This is a genomic window from Sediminibacterium sp. GW821-FHT12F12 (assembly GCF_058806635.1).
Window position 1 is genome coordinate 367530 of record NZ_JBXAPW010000003.1, and the last position, 19897, is coordinate 387426.

Annotated in this window: 18 protein-coding genes; 9 read left to right on the forward strand and 9 right to left on the reverse strand. The window is 46.1% G+C overall.

Annotated features, from left to right (window positions below; all coding sequences use genetic code 11):
- The first annotated feature begins 5 nt into the window (after positions 1 to 5).
- From AC1RNB_RS06725 to AC1RNB_RS06750, 6 genes are all read left to right on the forward strand, one after another.
- Positions 6 to 1511: a GH3 auxin-responsive promoter family protein gene (locus tag AC1RNB_RS06725; RefSeq protein ID WP_493081818.1), complete on the forward strand. Its 1506-nt coding sequence runs from the start codon at positions 6 to 8 to the stop codon at positions 1509 to 1511.
- An 83-nt stretch (positions 1512 to 1594) separates the two neighbouring features.
- Positions 1595 to 2350 carry a 3-oxoacyl-[acyl-carrier-protein] reductase gene (gene fabG, locus AC1RNB_RS06730; RefSeq protein ID WP_493081819.1) on the forward strand — a complete coding sequence of 252 codons (756 nt, stop codon included), beginning with the start codon at positions 1595 to 1597 and terminating at the stop codon, positions 2348 to 2350.
- 129 nt (positions 2351 to 2479) lie between these two features.
- Positions 2480 to 2776 (forward strand): hypothetical protein, encoded by a 297-nt coding sequence (locus tag AC1RNB_RS06735; protein ID WP_493081820.1) that lies wholly within the window; start codon positions 2480 to 2482, stop codon positions 2774 to 2776.
- 81 nt (positions 2777 to 2857) lie between these two features.
- The gene (locus tag AC1RNB_RS06740) at positions 2858 to 3151 is read left to right on the forward strand and encodes a hypothetical protein (RefSeq protein WP_493081822.1); all 294 of its coding nucleotides are present in this window, start codon (positions 2858 to 2860) and stop codon (positions 3149 to 3151) included.
- A gap of 51 nt (positions 3152 to 3202) precedes the next feature.
- Entirely contained in the window at positions 3203 to 4768 is a 1566-nt protein-coding gene (locus tag AC1RNB_RS06745) for a SulP family inorganic anion transporter (RefSeq protein WP_493081823.1), read from the forward strand.
- A complete protein-coding gene (locus AC1RNB_RS06750; RefSeq protein WP_493081824.1) occupies positions 4765 to 5400 on the forward strand; it encodes a carbonic anhydrase in 636 nt (211 codons plus the stop codon). The genes AC1RNB_RS06745 and AC1RNB_RS06750 overlap by 4 nt, the downstream gene beginning before the upstream one ends.
- A 147-nt stretch (positions 5401 to 5547) precedes the next feature.
- Here the strand turns inward: AC1RNB_RS06750 and AC1RNB_RS06755 are convergent, their stop codons facing one another.
- The 5 genes from AC1RNB_RS06755 to AC1RNB_RS06775 form a co-directional block, all read right to left on the reverse strand.
- A complete protein-coding gene (locus AC1RNB_RS06755) occupies positions 5548 to 6339 on the reverse strand; it encodes an enoyl-CoA hydratase/isomerase family protein (RefSeq protein ID WP_493081825.1) in 792 nt (263 codons plus the stop codon).
- Positions 6340 to 6353: 14 nt separating this feature from the next.
- On the reverse strand, positions 6354 to 6746 hold the full coding sequence (locus AC1RNB_RS06760; protein WP_493081827.1) for a GxxExxY protein: 393 nt from the start codon (positions 6744 to 6746) through the stop codon (positions 6354 to 6356).
- 155 nt (positions 6747 to 6901) lie between these two features.
- Positions 6902 to 8950: a phenylacetic acid degradation bifunctional protein PaaZ gene (gene paaZ, locus AC1RNB_RS06765; RefSeq protein ID WP_493081829.1), complete on the reverse strand. Its 2049-nt coding sequence runs from the start codon at positions 8948 to 8950 to the stop codon at positions 6902 to 6904.
- A gap of 64 nt (positions 8951 to 9014) precedes the next feature.
- Positions 9015 to 9482 (reverse strand): hypothetical protein, encoded by a 468-nt coding sequence (locus tag AC1RNB_RS06770; protein ID WP_493081830.1) that lies wholly within the window; start codon positions 9480 to 9482, stop codon positions 9015 to 9017.
- Positions 9483 to 9750: 268 nt separating this feature from the next.
- Entirely contained in the window at positions 9751 to 10329 is a 579-nt protein-coding gene (locus AC1RNB_RS06775; RefSeq protein ID WP_493081832.1) for an adenylate kinase, read from the reverse strand.
- Between the two features lie 177 nt (positions 10330 to 10506).
- Here AC1RNB_RS06775 and msrB point away from each other — a divergent pair, with 177 nt between their 5' ends.
- Positions 10507 to 11067: a peptide-methionine (R)-S-oxide reductase MsrB gene (msrB, locus tag AC1RNB_RS06780; RefSeq protein ID WP_493081833.1), complete on the forward strand. Its 561-nt coding sequence runs from the start codon at positions 10507 to 10509 to the stop codon at positions 11065 to 11067.
- Between the two features lie 232 nt (positions 11068 to 11299).
- On the opposite strand, the gene AC1RNB_RS06785 is transcribed toward msrB, so the two are convergent.
- A complete protein-coding gene (locus AC1RNB_RS06785; RefSeq protein ID WP_493081835.1) occupies positions 11300 to 12577 on the reverse strand; it encodes a DUF5690 family protein in 1278 nt (425 codons plus the stop codon).
- 349 nt (positions 12578 to 12926) lie between these two features.
- Here AC1RNB_RS06785 and AC1RNB_RS06790 point away from each other — a divergent pair, with 349 nt between their 5' ends.
- Complete coding sequence (locus AC1RNB_RS06790; RefSeq protein WP_493081837.1) at positions 12927 to 16094, forward strand: WD40/YVTN/BNR-like repeat-containing protein; 3168 nt, start codon at positions 12927 to 12929, stop codon at positions 16092 to 16094.
- A 343-nt stretch (positions 16095 to 16437) separates the two neighbouring features.
- Here AC1RNB_RS06790 and AC1RNB_RS06795 read toward each other — a convergent pair whose 3' ends face one another.
- Entirely contained in the window at positions 16438 to 17139 is a 702-nt protein-coding gene (locus AC1RNB_RS06795; RefSeq protein WP_493081839.1) for a LytR/AlgR family response regulator transcription factor, read from the reverse strand.
- A gap of 206 nt (positions 17140 to 17345) precedes the next feature.
- On the opposite strand from AC1RNB_RS06795, the gene AC1RNB_RS06800 reads away from it, so the two are divergent.
- Positions 17346 to 18611, forward strand: coding sequence for a pyridoxal phosphate-dependent aminotransferase (locus AC1RNB_RS06800; protein WP_493081841.1), 1266 nt, complete (start codon positions 17346 to 17348; stop codon positions 18609 to 18611).
- 237 nt (positions 18612 to 18848) lie between these two features.
- Here the strand turns inward: AC1RNB_RS06800 and AC1RNB_RS06805 are convergent, their stop codons facing one another.
- Complete coding sequence (locus AC1RNB_RS06805; RefSeq protein ID WP_493081842.1) at positions 18849 to 19205, reverse strand: helix-turn-helix domain-containing protein; 357 nt, start codon at positions 19203 to 19205, stop codon at positions 18849 to 18851.
- Positions 19206 to 19208: 3 nt separating this feature from the next.
- Positions 19209 to 19502: a type II toxin-antitoxin system HigB family toxin gene (locus tag AC1RNB_RS06810; RefSeq protein WP_493081843.1), complete on the reverse strand. Its 294-nt coding sequence runs from the start codon at positions 19500 to 19502 to the stop codon at positions 19209 to 19211.
- Between the last annotated feature and the right edge of the window lie 395 nt (positions 19503 to 19897).

Here is a 19897-nt window from a genome sequence, read left to right on the forward strand (position 1 = left end):
CCCTTATGAAACTGCTTAGTCCCGCTATATCACGTTTGGCAAGATTCCGGCACTGGCGTATTGAACAATGGATCAACGATCCCATCAGCGCCCAGCGCGAAGTGTTGCAGGACCTGGTAACCCATGGCCAATACACCGATTTTGGACGCAAATACGGGTTTAAAGAGCTATTCAACATCCGCACATTCAAAGAAAGGGTACCCATTCAGGAATACAACGACCTTAAACCCATGATCGAGCGGTTAATGAATGGGGGGGAGAACCTGCTTTGGAATACACCGGTTAACTGGTTTGCCAAAAGCAGCGGTACTACCAGCGATAAAAGCAAATTCATCCCCATTACGCTGGAAAGCCTGGAAGACAATCATTTTCAGGCAGCCAAAGACGTACTTACTCTTTACTATAATTACAATACAGAGAGTGACCTGCTTACCGGCAAGGGATTGGTGATCGGTGGTTCGCACCAGATCAGTAAGGTAAATGATGATATACAGTATGGCGACCTGAGTGCCGTATTGTTACAGAATACGCCTATGTGGGCCAATTGGATCCGCACACCGGAGCTCTCCATTGCGTTGATGGATGAATGGGAAAATAAGATCGAAAGATTGGCACAATCCACCATTCCGGAAGATGTAACGTCTATTTCGGGCGTACCTACCTGGACCCTGATCCTGATCAAACGGATCCTGGAAATAACGGGTAAAACCACCCTAAAGGAAGTATGGCCCAACCTCGAACTATACATACATGGCGGGGTTTCTTTTGTTCCTTACCGCGAGCAGTTTGAGAAAGTGATAGGTCAGGGTTGCACCTACCTTGAAATGTACAATGCCAGTGAAGGATTTTTTGCCGCGCAGGATAATCCGAACGAAGATGGTATGTTGTTATTCCTGAACCATGGCATTTTTTATGAATTTATGCCGGTGGAAGAGTACGGAAAAGCCGAACCCCGTACCATTGGATTAAAACAGGTGGAGATTGGTAAAAATTACGCATTGGTGATTAGTACCAATGGCGGATTATGGAGGTACCTGGTAGGCGATACGGTTCAGTTCACATCCAGATTCCCCTTCCGCATCAAAGTGAGCGGCAGATTGAAACAATATATCAATGCTTTTGGCGAAGAAGTAATTGCTGATAATACCGATAAAGCCATTGCCATTGCGTCGCAGAAAACAGGATTGATCGTAAACGATTATACAGCGGCACCGGTTTATTTTGGCGATAACCAGAAAGGTGCTCATGAATGGCTGATCGAGTTCGAGGAAAAACCTGATAGTACAGAACAATTCGCTTTTGAATTAGACTGCGCACTTAAATCACTGAACAGTGATTATGAAGCCAAACGATACAAAGACATCGCCCTTACCCTGCCCATTGTTCATGCTTTGAATAAAGGCATTTTCCGCGAATGGTTAAAAAGCAAGGATAAACTGGGCGGACAGCACAAGGTTCCAAGACTGAGTAACGACCGGCAGTATGTGGAAGAGATCCTTGCTTTGTTATAAACGGTATCCGGCATAGATCAACCCCATCCATTGCTGCAAAAAGCAATTCTTTTACATTTGCTGCTCATAACAAACCGTTTCTTATGAAATTACTGGAAGGAAAAGTATCAATTGTTACCGGCGCAGCCCGTGGTATCGGCGCAGCTATTGCAGTAACCCTTGCCCAACACGGCAGTGATGTGGCATTTACCTATGTAAGCGATAGCAGCGCAGAAAAAGCCGCGGCACTGGAAGCCCAACTGGTAGCGCTCGGGGTAAAAGCCAAAGCCTATAAAAGTAATGCCGGTGTATATGAAGAGTGTGAGGCGCTGGTAAATGATGTATTAAAAGAATTTGGCAAGATAGACGTGTGCGTGAATAATGCAGGAATCTCCAAAGACAATCTCTTATTACGCATGACTTCCGAACAATGGGACGAAGTAATGGATATCAACCTGAAAAGTGTCTTCAACATGACCAAACAGGTAATCAGGCCCATGATGAAAGCAAAAAGCGGCAGTATCATTAATATGAGTTCGATTGTGGGGGTTCGGGGTAATGCGGGGCAGAGCAGTTATGCGGCCAGCAAGGCCGGTATTATCGGTTTCAGCAAATCGGTGGCACTGGAGCTGGGAAGCCGCAATATCCGTTGCAATGCCATTGCGCCTGGTTTTATTGAAACCGATATGACACACTATTTGAAGGATGGTGAGGGTGCCAGTGAATTTCTGAAAAAGATACCCCTGGGCCGTTTCGGCAGTGCAGAAGAGATTGCCAATACCACTCTGTTCCTGGCCAGCGATATGAGTTCCTATATTACCGGTCAGGTATTAAGCGCCTGCGGCGGTCTTAATATATAAATAAATTTTAAATACCTAACTTGATATTGTTCTGTCGGATAGAAATATTTGTTTAACAACAACCCGTTTCGGGTTGTTGAAATTTTAACAACCATCCTATCAGCCTTTGTTGTTATTTTCGTGGAGTAGATGAAAAAACAATTCTGTACCATTTTTTTACTGCTGGTTCTGGCCATTCAAATCCTGCCTATCAGGCAGATGGGGAGTCTTTTATCCAGCAACCAGCTTACAGAAGAACTTCCACACTCAGCCAACCCGGATAAAAGCTGTGTCCAGAAAATTGACCTGAAAAGCGATTATTTATCTGCTTCGCTGGAAACGCCCGTTTCAGCTTATATCAGTTTCTCTCACCATCACCCGGGTTTTGCCGACGCTATCCCCCAGAATTATACGGGTGATATTCATGTTCCCCCTCCCAACTGCTGAATCCTGATCAGTACCTGTTCCCGTTGAACGCATTTATTTTTCATTAACTTTTTAGCATCGTTTCTGTTATTCCCCGATAACATGAAAAAGCAATTCTGCACCGTATTCCTATTGATGGTCATGACCATACAGATCCTGCCCATCCAGCAGCTGGGCAGCCTGTTATTCAATAACCAGTTTACAGAAGAGGTTCCCCATTCTGTTCCTATCGAGAAAGGTAATTTCCAGAAAGCTTTTCTCAGGAGCGATTATATTTCAACCATCTTCGAAAGCATTTCTTCCCATATCAGCGCCACGTCCCCGCATCACTATCTCGATGATGCCATTCCTCCTAACCATACCGGCGATATCCTGGTGCCCCCACCCAATTGCTGACAGTTACCGAGCAGTTGAATCATTATTTCTTACTTCATTTCTTATCGTACTATGAAAAAATATTTTCAGAGTGCCGGCAGTGACCTGCCAGCCTCTATTGTTGTCTTATTGGTAGCATTACCGCTTTGTCTGGGTATTGCACTGGGTTCGGGTGCCCCTTTGTTTTCCGGTATCATTGCCGGTGTGGTGGGTGGTATCGTGATTGGCTTTCTGAGCGGATCGCAACTGAGTGTCAGCGGACCCGCCGCCGGCCTGACGGTAATTGTAGCTACCGCCATATTGAAACTACAGGTGTATGAAGCTTTTTTACTGGCCGTGGTGATTGCCGGTATCCTGCAGTTGATACTGGGTTTTATGAAAGCCGGTGTAATCGGGGATTATGTTCCCAATTCCGTTATCAAAGGCATGCTGGCGGCTATTGGCCTGATCCTGATCTTAAAACAGTTCCCTCACCTGGTGGGCTACGATGCCGATTTTGTAGGCGATGAGACATTTAAACAGTCCGACCAGCAAAATACTTTTTCCGAAATGCTGCAGGCCATCCGGTATGTTACTCCGGCCGCGATCGTAATCGGTGCCATATCGCTGCTGATACTGGTGTTCTGGGAGAGTAAAATCATTAAAAAAAATAAGCTTTTAAAACTGGTACCCGGTCCATTGGTTGTTGTACTCGCAGGCGTATTAATCAACGGACTGTTTGCCACCAGTCGCCCGGAATATGTGCTGGAAAGCAAACACCTGGTAACCCTGCCGATCGCGTCTGATCTGACTGCGTTCTTTTCTTTTTTCACTTTACCTGATATCAAATACCTCAATAATCCGGATGTATGGATAACTGCCGTTACCCTTGCCATTGTTGCCAGCCTGGAAACCCTTCTCGGTATTGAGGCCGTTGATAAACTGGACCCACTGAAGCGTGTTACTCCCACCAACCGCGAGTTAAAGGCCCAGGGAGTAGGCAATATTGTATCCGGCATGATTGGCGGTTTACCGCTTACTTCAGTAGTAGTACGCAGTTCCGCTAATGTATCTGCGGGTGCTAAAACAAAAATTTCCTCTATCATGCACGGGGTTTTGCTGCTGGTCTGCGTAATGCTGATTCCTGCCCTGTTGAATAAAATACCTTTAAGTGCATTGGCTGCTGTTCTTATATTTACAGGATATAAACTGGCAAAAGTATCGTTGTTTAAAGAGTTCTTTCTAAAAGGATGGGACCAGTTTGTTCCCTTCGTAACTACCATTGCGGCCATTCTGCTTACCGATCTGCTGATCGGTATCCTGGTGGGCATTGCTGTTGGACTGTTCTTCATGATCAGGAATAATTTCCGGTCATCGGTAATGGTGGTGAACGATCAGAACAATTACCTGATCCGTTTGCGGAAAGATGTTTCTTTCCTGAACAAACCCATCATCAAAAAGAAACTCGAAGATGTACCCAGAAATGCAGCCGTTTTAATCGATGCCACAAGGGCTGATTATATTGATAAAGACGTGATAGAAGAGATCAATAACTTTCTGTTACATGCACACCTGAAAAACATCAGGATTGAGATCCGGAAAAGCGCACACAAGCCCATGCACCTTTTACTTAACGACCCCAAAACGACAGTACGATGAAAACATACGAAAGATTATTACTCGAGAATAAAGCCTGGGCACAGGAGAAAGTGGAAGACGATCCGGAATATTTTAACCGGCTTTCACATATCCAGACACCCGAGTTTCTCTGGATCGGTTGCAGCGACAGCCGTGTTCCGGCCAATGAGATCACCAATACACAGCCTGGTGAGATCTTTGTACACCGCAATGTAGCCAACCTGGTGATTCATACAGATGTAAACCTGCTGAGTGTGCTGGAATACGCTGTAGTTCACCTGAAAGTAAAACACGTGATCGTTTGCGGACATTACGGCTGCGGTGGTGTGAAAGCTGCCATGACCAACCACGATTTTAAACAGGTACTGAATATGTGGTTACGCAATATCAAAGACGTATACCGCTTACATACCGATGAGTTGGCCGATATTAAGGACGAAGAACAGAAGTTCGACCGATTGGTAGAACTGAATGTGATGGAACAGGTACAGCATCTTGCCAAAACATCTATCATTCAGAAAGCATGGCAGAACGACCAGCGACCCGATCTGCATGGATGGGTATACGGTCTGAAAAATGGCGTGATCAATCCTGTATTTGAAATGAAAGCGGGAACATCCATTGAAAGACTCTATCAGTACGATGATCTCTAATAATGAGATAGCATAAAAGAAGAAGGGCACCATTAACAGGTGCCCTTCTTCTTTCCCGTATTATCAACTTCCGGTGAATTATTTTTTATAGGTGATTACGATAAAAATTTCTGCTATCACCTAATGATCCTGTAAAAGTTACAACCCTTAGGCATCTCTTTTGGGTGGCTTGGGTGCTTTGAATTTCTGGATGAATTGTTTACTATGATCACTCAGGATCAACTTTCCACTGATACTGGCGCGCTCCTGTAGTAAATCGTCCCAATGTTCGGTTCCCTTCCACAATACTTTTTTAATCTCATGCATGGCCTGCGGCGAAAAATGAGACAGGGTGGTAGATAAGCGTGTAATGGAATCATCCATACCCGCCACATCTGCATGCAGTTCGGCAAACAGACCTTTACGGCGTGCCCAGTCGGCAGAGCGCCACATAGTAGCATCAATACTGAGTTGGGAGAAAGCGGAAAGCCCCAGCTTCCGTTCTACAGCAGGCCCCACTACAAATGGACCAATACCCACTGCCAGCTCACTCAGTTTGATATCAGATCCTTCTACTGCAATGGCATAATCAGCCGAAGCGGCCAGTCCTACCCCGCCACCAATACATTTACCGTGGATGCGGGCAATGATGAACTGCGGGGTTTTACGCATGGCATTGATCACATTGGCAAAACCGGAGAAAAAATGATATCCTTCCTCTTCTGTAGAGATCGCTGCCAGTTCATCAAAAGAAGCACCTGAACAAAAGATCTTCTCTCCTGCAGAACGAAGGATGATTACTTTGGTATCGGGATTCAGTCCTTCGCTATGGATATCCTTGGCCAGCGTATTCAGAAGTTTACCCGGCAATGAATTGCTCTGCGGATGAAAAAACTCGATCGTGGCAATACCATGCTCGCGCTCTACTTTCACATATCCGTCTGTTACTTGCTCAATCATATATTAAATGTAAACTATCTTTTTAAATGATTATTAAACACTCTGTGAAATCCTTCTTTCATCAGTAACACATTAAAGTTAATCAATAGACCATTTTTTATATTGGAAAGTTTCAGATAAGTATGCAATTGTTTATAATGAACAGGTGATAGCTGTTCTATTGATTTTATTTCAATAATTACCTTTTCTTCTACCACCAAATCAACCCTGAATCCATCCTCAAACTTTATATTATCATAAACAACGGGTAATGCTTTTTGTTTCTGAACATAAAAACCTCTTTTTTCAAGCTCATAGAACAATACCTGCTCGTATACCGATTCAAATAAACCAGGGCCCAGAAAATTATGTATTTTAATACAAGCATCTAAAGTTTGTCCTGTGATGCTATCCACTTCCTCTTTCATTATGCGAAATTTCTCACATAGTAAAAAGTTTTACAAAAAGAGTATTAGGTATTAATACTGTAAGAATTGGTTTTTTACACTTGATATGGGTTTCACTAAGAGTGTAATAAGAGAAAAAGAGGTATCTCTTACTACACTCTTTCTCTCTTTTGCTCTTAGTGAAACTTTCTTTCCACCATCGTCAATATCGTAGCCACCCCCACAACCTCCTCTGTTTCATCAATGATCTCTACCAACCATTTCACGATGCCTTTAGGAATATCGGTAGGTTCTTTTTGTTCCTGGCTGATCTTTTCTTTGCAGGTAAACCGGATATGAATTTCTGCGCCAGGGTATACCGGTTTGGTAAAACGCAGCTCGTCAATTCCATAATTCAGTAGTACCGGGTTCTTTTCATAGCTGTCTACAAACAAACCCGCCGCAGCGCTAATGATGAAGTAACCGTGCGCCACCTGTCTGTCGAACATCGTTCCTGCAAAATCTGTGTTGGTGAGATGCGCATAAAAATGATCTCCGCTCAGATCAGCAAAGCGGTCAATATCTTCTGCTGTGATCAGTCTTTTTTCTGTGATCAGCTGGTCGCCGATACCCAGTTCTTCAAAATATTTTTTAAAAGGATGGATCGTATCGGTATTGCCGGTAGCGCCTGGCTGGAATACATTACTGACTGCCGTAATCATATCCGGCGAACCCTGGATGGCCACCCGTTGCATATAATGTTTCACGCCGCGCATGCCCCCCATTTCTTCGCCGCCACCTGCGCGGCCAGGACCACCATGCACCAACAAAGGCAAGGGCGAGCCATGACCCGTACTTTCTTTGGCACAGGCTTCGTTCAAGATCAGGATCCGGCCATGGTACATACCTGCACCCAGCACATATTCTTTGGCAATATGTTTATCGGCCGTTACAATGGAACTCACCAGTGAACCTTTTCCCATTTTGGCCAGAGCGATCGCTTCTGCTGTTGAGGTATAAGGCATGAGGGTAGATACCGGACCAAACGCTTCCACTTCATGCACTTCTTTGCTGCTCAGTGGCTGTTCATTCAATAAAAGGATCGGACTCATGAAAGCCCCTTTCTGCGCATCTGCATCTATCAGTTCCACACTATCCAGCGAGCCATAAATGATCTGCGAAGAAGCCAGTAATTTCTGGATCTGCTCTTTTACTTCTCTGCGTTGTGTTTCGCCCGCCAGGGATCCCATCCGCACTTTTTCATTCAGGGGGTTTCCGATAGTGGTTTGAGCGAGTGCTTTGCCCAATGCGATCTGCACGTCTTCCAGTTTATTTTCCGGCACAAATATGCGGCGGATGGCGGTACATTTTTGTCCGCACTTGGTGGTCATTTCCTTTCTCACTTCTTTGATAAAAAGATCCCACTCGGGCATTCCCGGTTGTACATCTTCGCCCAATACGATACAGTTCAGCGAATCGGCTTCCATGGTAAAGGGAACATTCTCCTGCAGGATCCGTTTGCCCGATTTCAGCATGAGGCCGGTAGAAGCAGATCCCGTAAAAGTGACCACATCCTGCGAAACCACATGATCCAGCAGGTCGCCGGCACTGCCGCAGAGTAACTGCAAAGCACCGTCGGGTAAAATGCCGGAAGCCACGATCTCTTTCACCACCGCTTCGGTAAGGAAGGAAGTAACGGTAGCAGGTTTTACTACGGCTGGAACACCGGCCAGCAAATTCACCGCAATTTTTTCGAGCATACCCCATACCGGAAAATTGAAAGCATTGATATGTACCGCCACACCTTCTTTGGGAATGAGCAGGTGATGGCCCATAAAAGTATTGGCCTTACCCAGCGGATGATTTTCTCCATCCAGACAATACGGTGTATCCGGAAATTTTCTGCGCAAAGAGGCGTAAGAGAAAAGATTGCCGATACCGCCTTCAATATCTACCCAACTGTCTGCTTTGGTAGCACCGGTCTGGTAACTGATACGGTAGAATTCATCCAGGTGCTCACGCAGGTGCAGGGCCAGAGCCCGCAACATGACACCCCGTTCATGAAAACTCATTTTTCGCAAAGCGGGATTGCCCTTGGTTCGGGCATAGTCCAGCACAGCTGCAAAATCCAATCCTTTGGTAGAAGCTTTGGCAATTGCCTCGCCGGTTACGGCATGGTAGAGTTGTTGTCCATCACCATCACCTTTGATCCAACTGCCGAGAATATAATTTTCCAATGCAACCATAACAATCCTTTATTAAGCAACAAAGCTAACGATTGGTAGGTTTGAAAATGTAGCGCTGTCAATTTTAATCTATCAACCCAAACTGCCGGAGATGATGGCGGATATGTTTGTTAAGATAATGGATCTGTTCCTCATAATTCAGCTCGCCAAAAATGGGGTGCATCAATACCAGCGATGGGTTGGCGGCATACACCGCAAAGATCTCCTTCAGTTCTTCTTCGGCTTTACTGATCGCTTCAGCCAGACTGCTGTATTTGTGGGGCCTCGGTTCTTCCGGCATAACCGGCACTTTGGTGTTTTCGCGGAAAGGCAGCTCCGACAGCAGGAATGAGCGGGCCTGGGCCAGTTTCTCCGGATCTGTATTCACCAGCGGCAGTACTATCTTGCCATTGGCTACTTTACAGATATCGCGTAAATGCTCCACCATCTGTTGTCCATCCATTTTGCCCCATTTCCCTTTTTGAAGTGGATCAAGTTTGTATAACAGTGGTATGACATTGTTCTGGAGAAAGGCTGTTTTGGAATCGGTCATGGCAGGCAATTGAGAGGATAAAGATAGGGGGATGGATTTTATGTGTCTGGCGGCAGCAGGATGGAGGATTTTGGATTGTATGTCAGTCAGTTTTGGATATGGGGTATTTTGTTACAGGAATGGTGGAATCAGGGTTTTTTGTGTTGGCAGCGGCAGGATGGCGGTTTTTTTGTGTCAGGCGGCGGCGGCCTCCCGACACAAAAATCCCGCCGGTTAGGCGGGATTCGCAGTTGGTTGTTGGTTGTAAAAACTTTTACAAGTTATAGAATTAAGACATCCGTTTATCAATTTCGCTGCAAAGGGCCGAAAAAATCTCGTCTACCGTTCCCTCTCCCTTCACATTCACCACTTTATCGAACTGGCTATAATAATCGGCTACAACGGTGGTTTTGTCCTGGTATTCTTTGATCCGGGCCCTGATCACTGATTCATTGGTATCATCGCTTCTGCCGCTGGTTAAACCGCGGTTCAGTAAACGGGAAACCAGTTCCTCTTCTGTAACCTGCAAAGCCAGCACCACACCGATAGCGGTATTCTTCAGGCTCAGCAGTTTATCCAACGCCTCACTCTGGGCCACCGTGCGCGGAAAACCATCGAACAAAAAGCCCTTGGCCTGTGGATTGGCTTCCAATGCAGAGCTGATCATGCCTACCACTACCTCGTCAGGTACCAGCTGGCCGCGATCCATGATACTTTTGGCTTCCAGACCCAGTGGTGTTTGACGGGCTATTTCACTACGCAGCAGATCGCCGGTTGATAAATGTTTTAACCCATACGCCGCAATCAGTTTCTCGCTTTGCGTACCTTTCCCGCTTCCGGGAGGTCCAAACAGAATAATATTAAACATGTACTTGCTAACCTTGAGTGAAGAACAAATATAAGGCCTTGACTTTAAAAAACATTTAACAGTAATCGAAAACCTTTAAATGTGATCATTCGTAAGGTTATATGACGGTTTTCGTCAAACAATATGACAAGTTTTTAGTCAGTTAAGGCATTTTTAATATATACAACAAAATTTAATATGAAATCAATCCTCATTTTACTGCTCTCAACCATCTTATGGCAGGGCTGTTATAGTCAGAACAATCAAAAGAACCCCACAAAAATGGATACAGACAACAAAAAAAACAATCCGGTGTACTCCCGCACAGATTCTTCCAAAGTAGTTTTGAAGGAAGATGAGTGGAAGAAATTCTTAAGTCCCGACGTATTTTATATCGCCCGCCAGAAAGGAACCGAGAGACCCTTCACCAGTCCGTTCGAAACTTCCAAAGAGATCGGCACCTATTACTGCGCCGTTTGCGGTAATGCTTTGTTTAAAAGCGATACCAAATTTGAAAGCGGCTGTGGCTGGCCCAGTTTTTACGATCCCATCAGCAAAGGATCCATCATTTACACACCAGACAATACGCACGGCATGCAACGCACCGAAGTACAATGCGGCCGCTGCAAATCGCATTTAGGACATGTATTCGACGATGGCCCGCCACCCACCGGTTTACGCTACTGCATCAATGGTGTGGTGCTCGATTTTGAAAAAGCGAAAGAAGCAGAGAAGAAATATGATGGGAAGAAAGGGTAGTGGCAATGGTGAATGGGCAATGGTGAATCGTGAGTGGTGAGTGGTCAGTAGTGAGTAGGGAATGTAGTAAGACAGACACTTACTACGTCCTATTCACCATTGACAATTGCCCATTCACACTCACTACTCACCACTGACTACTCACAGTATTTGCTCCTCAATGAATTAAAAAGTCAAAAGTTAAAAGTCAAAATGGAAAACAAAGCGTTTCTGTTTTTCGACTTTTGACTTTTTAATTTTCACTTCCCCGCGCGTGCTTCGTTGCAAAATACCATCCCGAAAATACCGTAATCAACAGCCCTGCCACCGATAGCACCATCACGCTGTTGGAGAAAAAATCTACCCAGTTCAGTTTTACTTTGAAGATCTCTTTGCTCAGTAATACGCCTACACTGCCGAGGTAACCGAATGAATCGGCGAGGTAGATGAGAAACCCTACATTACCGGTAAAACGGAAAGCGGCGATCAGGCGTTCGAAGAATACAGAGTTGAAGGGGATATAAACCATATAGAGACCGAGCCCTACCAGCGTCATCCACCAAACGGGATCCAGTTGTTGCCGCACAAAGAAAAAAGTACTGATGCCTGCCAACACAAAACCGATCCCGATAAACACATGCGCCAGCATCAGTGCTTTGTAACTATTTCTTATCAGCACCATACTTCCGATTAGCACCAACACAATCAACGTAATCGGCGTTTCTGTTTGGGAGAAGAGAGCAGGCTGGTTCAGGTAGCCCATTTCCTTCCACATATCGGCACTGAAATTATCGCGTATATCGCGGAAGATGGTAGCAAAACCATAAATGATGATACAGGCAATGAGTCCGGGTAAAAACCGTTTTACAAATTGTTTGCGGTCAGCCGCCGACATAGGTGTGCGGTTCATCCTGGCGGCTATATCTGCTTCATCAGGTGGCGGAATTTTTTCGATCAGATAGATAAAGAACAGCAAAGGCAGGGCAAATACCAATCCGGTAGCAAAAGGCACCCAGAACTCAGACAAATGAAATTCGAGCAGTAACCAGCCGCCCACCGATTTTACAAAACCGGAAGCAAAAATAAAACTCACCGCCAGTGCGGCACCGATAAAATCGGTGCTTCTTCTCCCCTCCACATACGAAAACACCACACCCCATAACATACCCAAGGGAAACCCATTGATAAAGAGGAACACCGCATTAAACGGCGCGGGCACCAGGGCAAAACATAACCAGGCCGCCCAGGCAATGCCTACCAATAACAGAATGATCTTATACCGCCCCAGCCTTTTTAATTCTGAAATGAATTTGATGCCATAGAATTTGGCCATCAGGTAACCGATCATCTGGCTCAGTACGAGAATGGTTTTGTAGTTGATACCTGCAAAACGCATCCCATCAAACGTGCAGACCGTATAGGATTTCCGGAAACCGAAGATGACCGTATAGGTAAGAAAAGCGACAACTGCGGCATAAATGCCTGTTTGCAGGGCATTGCCTTTAAAATAATGGTTGGTGGGTGTAGGCAAAGCGATGGGTTTAATTAATGTAAAAGCTGTTTGTGTTAATAGGAACCATTGCGCTTATCTCTGCGAAAACGCTGCTTCTCTGCGGCTCTGCGGTGAATTGAGCTTACACTCACCGCAGAGCCGCAGAGATCAGGGAGTTTTCGCAGAGAAATAAAATCAATCATAACGCAACAGCTGATAAATATACTTCCTCCTGCCCTGTTACAAATAGGGGCCATCAGATTTCTTCTGATTTCTCTCTTCACCGATTCATATTACCGTTTGGACGCAATTCGTTAAACCACAGGTCAATCTCTTTTGGTCGTTGGCCGTTTATTTCTGAATTTCCAGCACTGAAAACTATACTGTTATGAAAAAAATGCTTCTGGCGGCTTCACTGCTTGCGGCTGTATTGGGTTCTTTTGCCCAACAGGCCGATCTCTCCAAACATTTCAAAAACCTCAAACCCCGCAATATCGGTCCGGCCGGTATGAGCGGAAGGGTAACTTCCATTGATGCCGTTTGGACCAATCCCAATATCATTTACCTCGGCACAGCCAGTGGTGGTGTATGGAAAACAGAGAATGGTGGTGGCAGCTGGACACCCATTTTTGATGAGCAACCCATCCAGAACATAGGATCTGTGGCCATTACCCAAAGCAACCCCAGTGTGATCTGGGCCGGTACCGGCGAGGGTAATCCGCGTAACTCTATCAGCCTGGGAGAAGGCATCTATAAAAGTCTGGACGGAGGTAAAACCTGGAAAAGCATGGGTTTACAGAAAACCCGTAATATCCACCGCATCATCATCGACCCCAATAACCCGGATGTGGTGTATGCCGGTGTGATGGGTAATCCTTTTGCAGAGCATCCCGAGCGCGGCCTCTATAAAACAACCGATGGCGGCGAAACCTGGAAACTGATCTTACACACCAACGATACCAGCGGTGTGGGCGATATGGTGATGGACCCCTCCAACCCCAATAAATTACTGGTAAATATGTACCAGCACAAAAGAACCCCCTGGAGCCTGAAAGGTGGTGGCAGCGGCAGTGGTTTGTATATCACTTACGATGCCGGTAAAACCTTTAAAAAATTAGGCAAGGAAGAAGGTTTGCCTGCCGGCGAGTATGGCCGTATCGGTATCACCATCAGCCGCAATATGCCTAACCGGATCTATGCGCTGGTAGAAGCCACCAAAAACGGTCTCTACCGCTCCGATGATGGTGGTTTAAAATGGCAGCTCGTAAATAGTGAGCCCGGTGTGGTTACCAACCGTGCGTTTTATTTTCAGGACATAGCCGTTGACCCGCAGAACGAGAACCGGGTGTACAATATCAACCAGATGATCACCATGAGCGAGGATGGCGGAAAAACCTTCCCTACCACCGTGATCCCCTACAGTGGTATTCACCCCGATCACCATGCCTGGTGGATCCATCCGAAAGATGCTTCTTTTATCATTGATGGAAATGATGGCGGTATCGGTATCTCCCGCGACCGCGGCAGAACCTGGCAGTTCGATGAGAAATTACCGCTCGGTCAGTTTTATCATATCAATGTAGATAATAAGATCCCCTATAACGTAATGGGAGGTTTGCAGGATAATGGCAGCTGGCATGGACCGGCCTATGTATGGATGCGCAGTGGTATCCGCAATGCTTTCTGGCAGGGTGTAAATGGGGGAGATGGTTTTGATGTATTACCCGACCCGGAAAATCCAGACTGGGTATATTCTATGAGCCAGGGAGGTAATGTGAACCGTTATAATATTGCCACCGGCGAAGAGTGGAGCATCCGCCCGCCCAGACCCGATATGAAAACACGCCAGCGTTTTAACTGGAATGCCGCCATGGCGCAGGATCCCTTTGACAAAGCCACTATTTATTATGGTAGTCAGTTTTTGAATAAGAGTACCAACCGCGGTGCTTCCTGGGAGATCATTTCTCCTGATCTGACCACCAACGATAGTGCCAAGATAGACCAGAGCAGTAATGGCGGTATCTCTATCGATATCACCGGTGCAGAAAATTATTGTACCATTCTTGCTATTGAACCTTCTGCCAAACAGCAGGGAGTGATCTGGGTAGGAACCGATGATGGCAATGTGCAGCTGACCACCGATGGCGGAAAAACATGGACCAATTTCCGCGGCAAACTGCCCGGTATGCCATTGGGCGCCTGGGTACCACAGATCCGCGCTTCGCGCCATAATGCCGGTGAAGCGTTTGTGATTGCCAATGATTACCGTAGGGGTGATATGAAGCCCTATATCTTCCGCACCACCGATTTTGGTAAAACATGGACAAGGATGGTGGATGAAAAGAAAGTGACCGGTTATGCGCTGTGTATGATCCAGGACCCTGTAGAACCCAACCTGATTTTTGTAGGCACAGAACAGGGATTATGGGTGAGCCTGGATAATGGCAGCACTTACCAGCAATTCAAAAACGGATATCCCTCTGTATCTACCTACGATATGGCCATCCAGGAAAGAGAAGCTGATCTGGTGATCGCTACTTTCGGAAGGGCCTTGTGGATTTTGGATGATATCCGTCCGCTAAGAAAAATTGCCGCTACCAAAGGGGTACTGCCCGCCAAAAAAATAATGGCATTTGAAGCACCACAGGGTTACCAGGCCAATATTAAAAATGCAGCCGGTATCGAATACAGCACCTGGGGTACTTACGAAGGCGAGAACCGCAGAACCGGTGCCGCACTCAGTTTCTTTGTAAACAAAACCGCTGCCGATACCGGCAAAAACAAACTGGCAGATACTGCTACCATTCGTATTTACGACGCCGCCAATGTGCAGGTACGTACCCTCCGCACCAAAGCAGATTCCGGTTTTAACCGTTTTTATTGGGGTATGGAAGGAAAAGGAATCCGCCAGGCAGGTGGCGGACGTGGCCGTCGTGGTGGCGGTGGCGCCGCTGAAAATGAACCCGGCGGTTTACCCGTTGACCCCGGTACTTACAAAGTGGTGTTCAGCTTAGGTAAAGATCATGCAGACAGCACCCTGGTTACCGTAAACGATGATCCCAACGCCCCGCTCAGTAAAGAAATCCGCGATGCCATCCGCAAAGCCAATGCAAGACTCGATAAACAAAGCCTGAAACTGACCAGTCTCGTAGACCGCTTAACAGAAGCTGATGAGATCATTAAAAAAGTAGAAGCCAACCTGAAAGATATGGACCAGAAACAGGCCGATACCTTACGCAAACTGGGCAAAGCCGTACAGGACGGACTCAAATCCATCCGCGAGCAACTGAATGGCAAACCGCAGGAAAAACAAGGGTACGGTAATGTACCTCAGGTTACTGTAAACAGTGTATTGGGTGAAGCCAGGATGTATGTACTCGGCAAACGTATTGCCCCTGGTGCCCAGGAAGACAGGCTCATGAAAGATGCCGAAGACATGGTAAGCGCCGTTATCAGCAAAGCCAACACTTTCTTCGACGGCAAATGGAAAGAATACCGTGCACTGGCTGAGGGTACGCCGGTGAAGCTATTTAAGGAGTATAAGGCGATAGATTGATCAATGAGTGGATGAGCGAATGAGTGAATGAAAAGGCAAATAAAACATTCACTCATTCACTCATTCGCTCATCCACTCGATCACTCAATCACTCATTGCCCCAAAGGCCCCTCCGACCAATACGGTCCCCCGAGGGGCCTTTAGTATATTAAAAAGGGTCGTTGGCAGAAAATGCGGTGCCGTTGGAAGATGCGTACGGTTGTGATGTGTGGGGAATCAGCAATTTTACAGCGTAGAAACGATCAAAAAGGTTAGAACTTTTTCATAAGCAGTTTAAAGTTCAATATCCCCCCTTTTTCATAAGTCAGGATGGCGGCAGTTTGTCGCCATTTTTTGTGTGCGTTTACTTCAGGAGTTCGCCAATGACCGATTTGTAGGTTTTGCCAATTGGGATGGGTGTATTACCCGCCTGCAGGTAAATGATATCATCCTGCACCTGTTTGATATGGCGGATGCCCACCACATAAGAGCGGTGCACTTGCAGAAAACCAAAACTGGCCAGGCGTCGGGAAAGTTCGGAGAGAGAAAGGTTTACCAGGTGTGTTTCATTGCCCTCCAGTACCAGTTTGATATAATCGCGTAAGGCTTCTGCATAGAGTAATTTTTCGATCTCGATCTTGATGATCTTTACCCCTGATTTGATAAACAGAAAGGGCTTTTCTTTTTCTGTCGGTAGCGTACTGGCTGGCTGTACCCGTTCAAAAATCTTATCGATACTTTTCTTGAAACGGTTGGGCAGGATGGGTTTTTTCAGAAAATCAATGGCGCCGATCTCAAAAGCGGTGAAAGCATAATCCTCGTTGCCAGTGATCACGATTATGGCGGGCTCGCCAGACATAAAGGGGATCAGGTCGAACCCGAATCCATCAGACAGTTCCATATCGAGTAACACAATATCTACTACCTCTTTCTCAAAAAACTGTCTCGCTTCTGCAAACGAACGGCAATGGCCCGCCAGCTCAAGCGCCGGGTAAAGGCTGATGAGTTTGGTGAGCATGGCTGTAATCAGCAGATCGTCGTCTACGATCAGTACCTTTTTTTTCATGAGAGCAGTTTCCACTTACAAATTAGTGAAAATTCACATACACATGGCAAGACGGTAGCGGGAAGCAGCGTAGGGTGCTGGTTGTCAGGCTATCGGGGTATTTTGTCATGCCTTTGCCATAATCTCTGCCTGAGATAATTATTTCGGCAGGCCCTACCCATCAATCCTGTAATTTTGCGCCTGATTTTTCACCTGAAACTCTTTGTATGAGCCAACCCAAACTAAGCCACCTGGCCGGCACCCTGATCGGAAGCGAAATTGTGAAACTCGGAAACATGATCAGCGAACGCATCCGCAACGGAGAAAAGATCTACAATTTTACCATTGGCGATTTTGATCCGCAGGTATTTCCCATCCCGGCCGAACTGGAGCAGCTCATCATCGAATCCTATCAGCAGAAAAATACCAGTTACCCCGCTGCAGAAGGTGTGCTGGATCTGCGTACCGCTGTAAGTCATTTTATCAAAGAATGGGAAGGTATCGACTATGCCCCCAACGAGATCCAGATCGCTTCCGGTGGCAGGCCCCTGATCTATACCATTTTTAAAGCCATTGTTGACAAAGGCGACAAAGTGATCTACGCCGTACCCTCCTGGAACAATAACCACTATGTACACATGACCGATGGCGAACATTGTGTGATTGAATGTACCGTGGAGAATGATTTTATGCCCACACCAGCCGATATCAAAAAACATATCAAGGGCGCTACGCTGATCTGCCTCTGCACCCCGCAGAACCCTACCGGTACCACTTTATCCAAACAGGCGTTGACCGAGATCTGCGACCTGATACTGGAAGAGAATCAGCAACGTGGCGAAGAAGAAAAGAAACTGTACCTGATGTTTGACCAGATGTACTGGACACTTACTTACGGTACCACCGAACACTACAACCCCATCTCGCTCCGGCCGGAGATGAAACCCTATACCATTTTTGTAGATGGCATTTCCAAAGTATTTGCCGCTACCGGTGTACGTGTAGGCTGGGCCCTGGGACCAGAAACCGTGATCGCAAAAATGAAAGCGATCCTGAGTCACCTGGGTGCCTGGGCGCCAATGGCAGAACAGAAAGCCGTGGCCAAATACCTGTTACAGAAAGAGAATATTGCCCAATACCTCACCCATTTCAAAGCCGAAATGGAAGAAAGGCTGCGCAAGATCCATGCAGGATTTATAACACTGAAAGAAAAAGGCTATTCGGTTGATTCGGTTAGTCCACAGGCTGCCATTTACCTCACCATCAAAATAGACCTGGCCGGTAAAACCACTGCTGCCGGACAATTACTCGAAACCCAGGCCGATGTTACCGCCTATATTCTCGGCGAAGCCAAACTAGCCGTGGTTCCTTTCTCTGCTTTTGGCGGCGGAAGTAAGAGCCCCTGGTATCGTTTAAGTGTGGGCACCAGCAAAAAAGAAGAGATCCCCGAAATGTTGGCCAAGCTGGAAGCGGCGTTGGAGAAAGTGAAGTAAAGAAGAAGCATATGAAAGTGAGCGCCTCCGAATAAGACAACCTCTCTTTTTCTCTTTCACTCCGTTCTTCTCTTATTGAAATATCCTCCACCCTTCGCTATTTCTCCATAGTGCGGACATTTCAATAAAAGCACAAAAAAGAGAAGAAGCAAAAGAGGGAACAGCCTGTGATTCGGGGTGCATTGGGATGCAGGGTGGCATCCAGAAATACTGGCGAAAGTGAAGTAGAGAACGGCGCTAATAACTCTGGATCAAAACATCTGTAGGAATATTCAATGTTTCGTGCAGGTTCCTGATCATTTCAAGGGTAAGTTTTCTTTTTTTGTTCAGGATTTCACTGGCCCGGCTTTTGAGCCCAACCACTGCTGCCAGATCTGATTGGTTATAGCCTAACTGCTCCATCCGAAACTTGATCGCTTCAATGGGATCGGGTAATGCAATAGGATACTGATTCTTTTCGTAGGTATCGATCAAAATGCCAAGCACTTCCAACTCATCTCCTTCAGCTGAACCAGGCTTTGCATCAAAAATCTGTTCCAGGCGCAACAATGCCTGCTGGTAATCTTTCCGGGTTTTGATGGGTCTGATTGTCATAAGTTACATATTTGCGGCATCAATTTTATCGTATTGTGCATGTGTTCCAACAAAACGGATCCAGATCATCTGATAATGATAATTGATTTTGATAATTAGCCGATAGTGATTACCTCTGATATTAAAAACCACTCTGTTACCTTCCAGGATACTGGCAGATGGATATTCCCTTTTGATTTCATTGGGATTTTTCCAGACAGCAGTTTCTGCTTCCTGATACCAGGACTTTAGCTGTTGCTCACAATCCGGATATTTTGACCAGAAATCCCGTAATGTTTTCTTAGCAATTACTCTCATTAGCGAGATTTTACAAAATTATAGAAAAAGTTCCCAAAATGGGAATTTATTTTTCTCCTACCTCCTTTTTCGGAAACTCAGGGAGAACTCCCTACAAAGCTATACTATGGCAACCTACACTGCACTGCGGTTTGTACGCAGGATTTTTACTTGTTATTGGGAAGGTGTTATCACTGACTTTCTGATAACTCATTATGTACGACATCTGAAAGAAAACTTATCTCCATTACTTTACTCTATACTCCTACGCCTATCACTAACCCCAGCCTGAAGGCTGGGGACAAGACCCCACCACCCTACCGGGCTTTAGCCCCCACTATCAGGGCTGAAGCCCGCAGGCATATGAGTGCTGTTGATCCCCATGCTGAAGCATGGGGTTAATGAAATGATTGCAG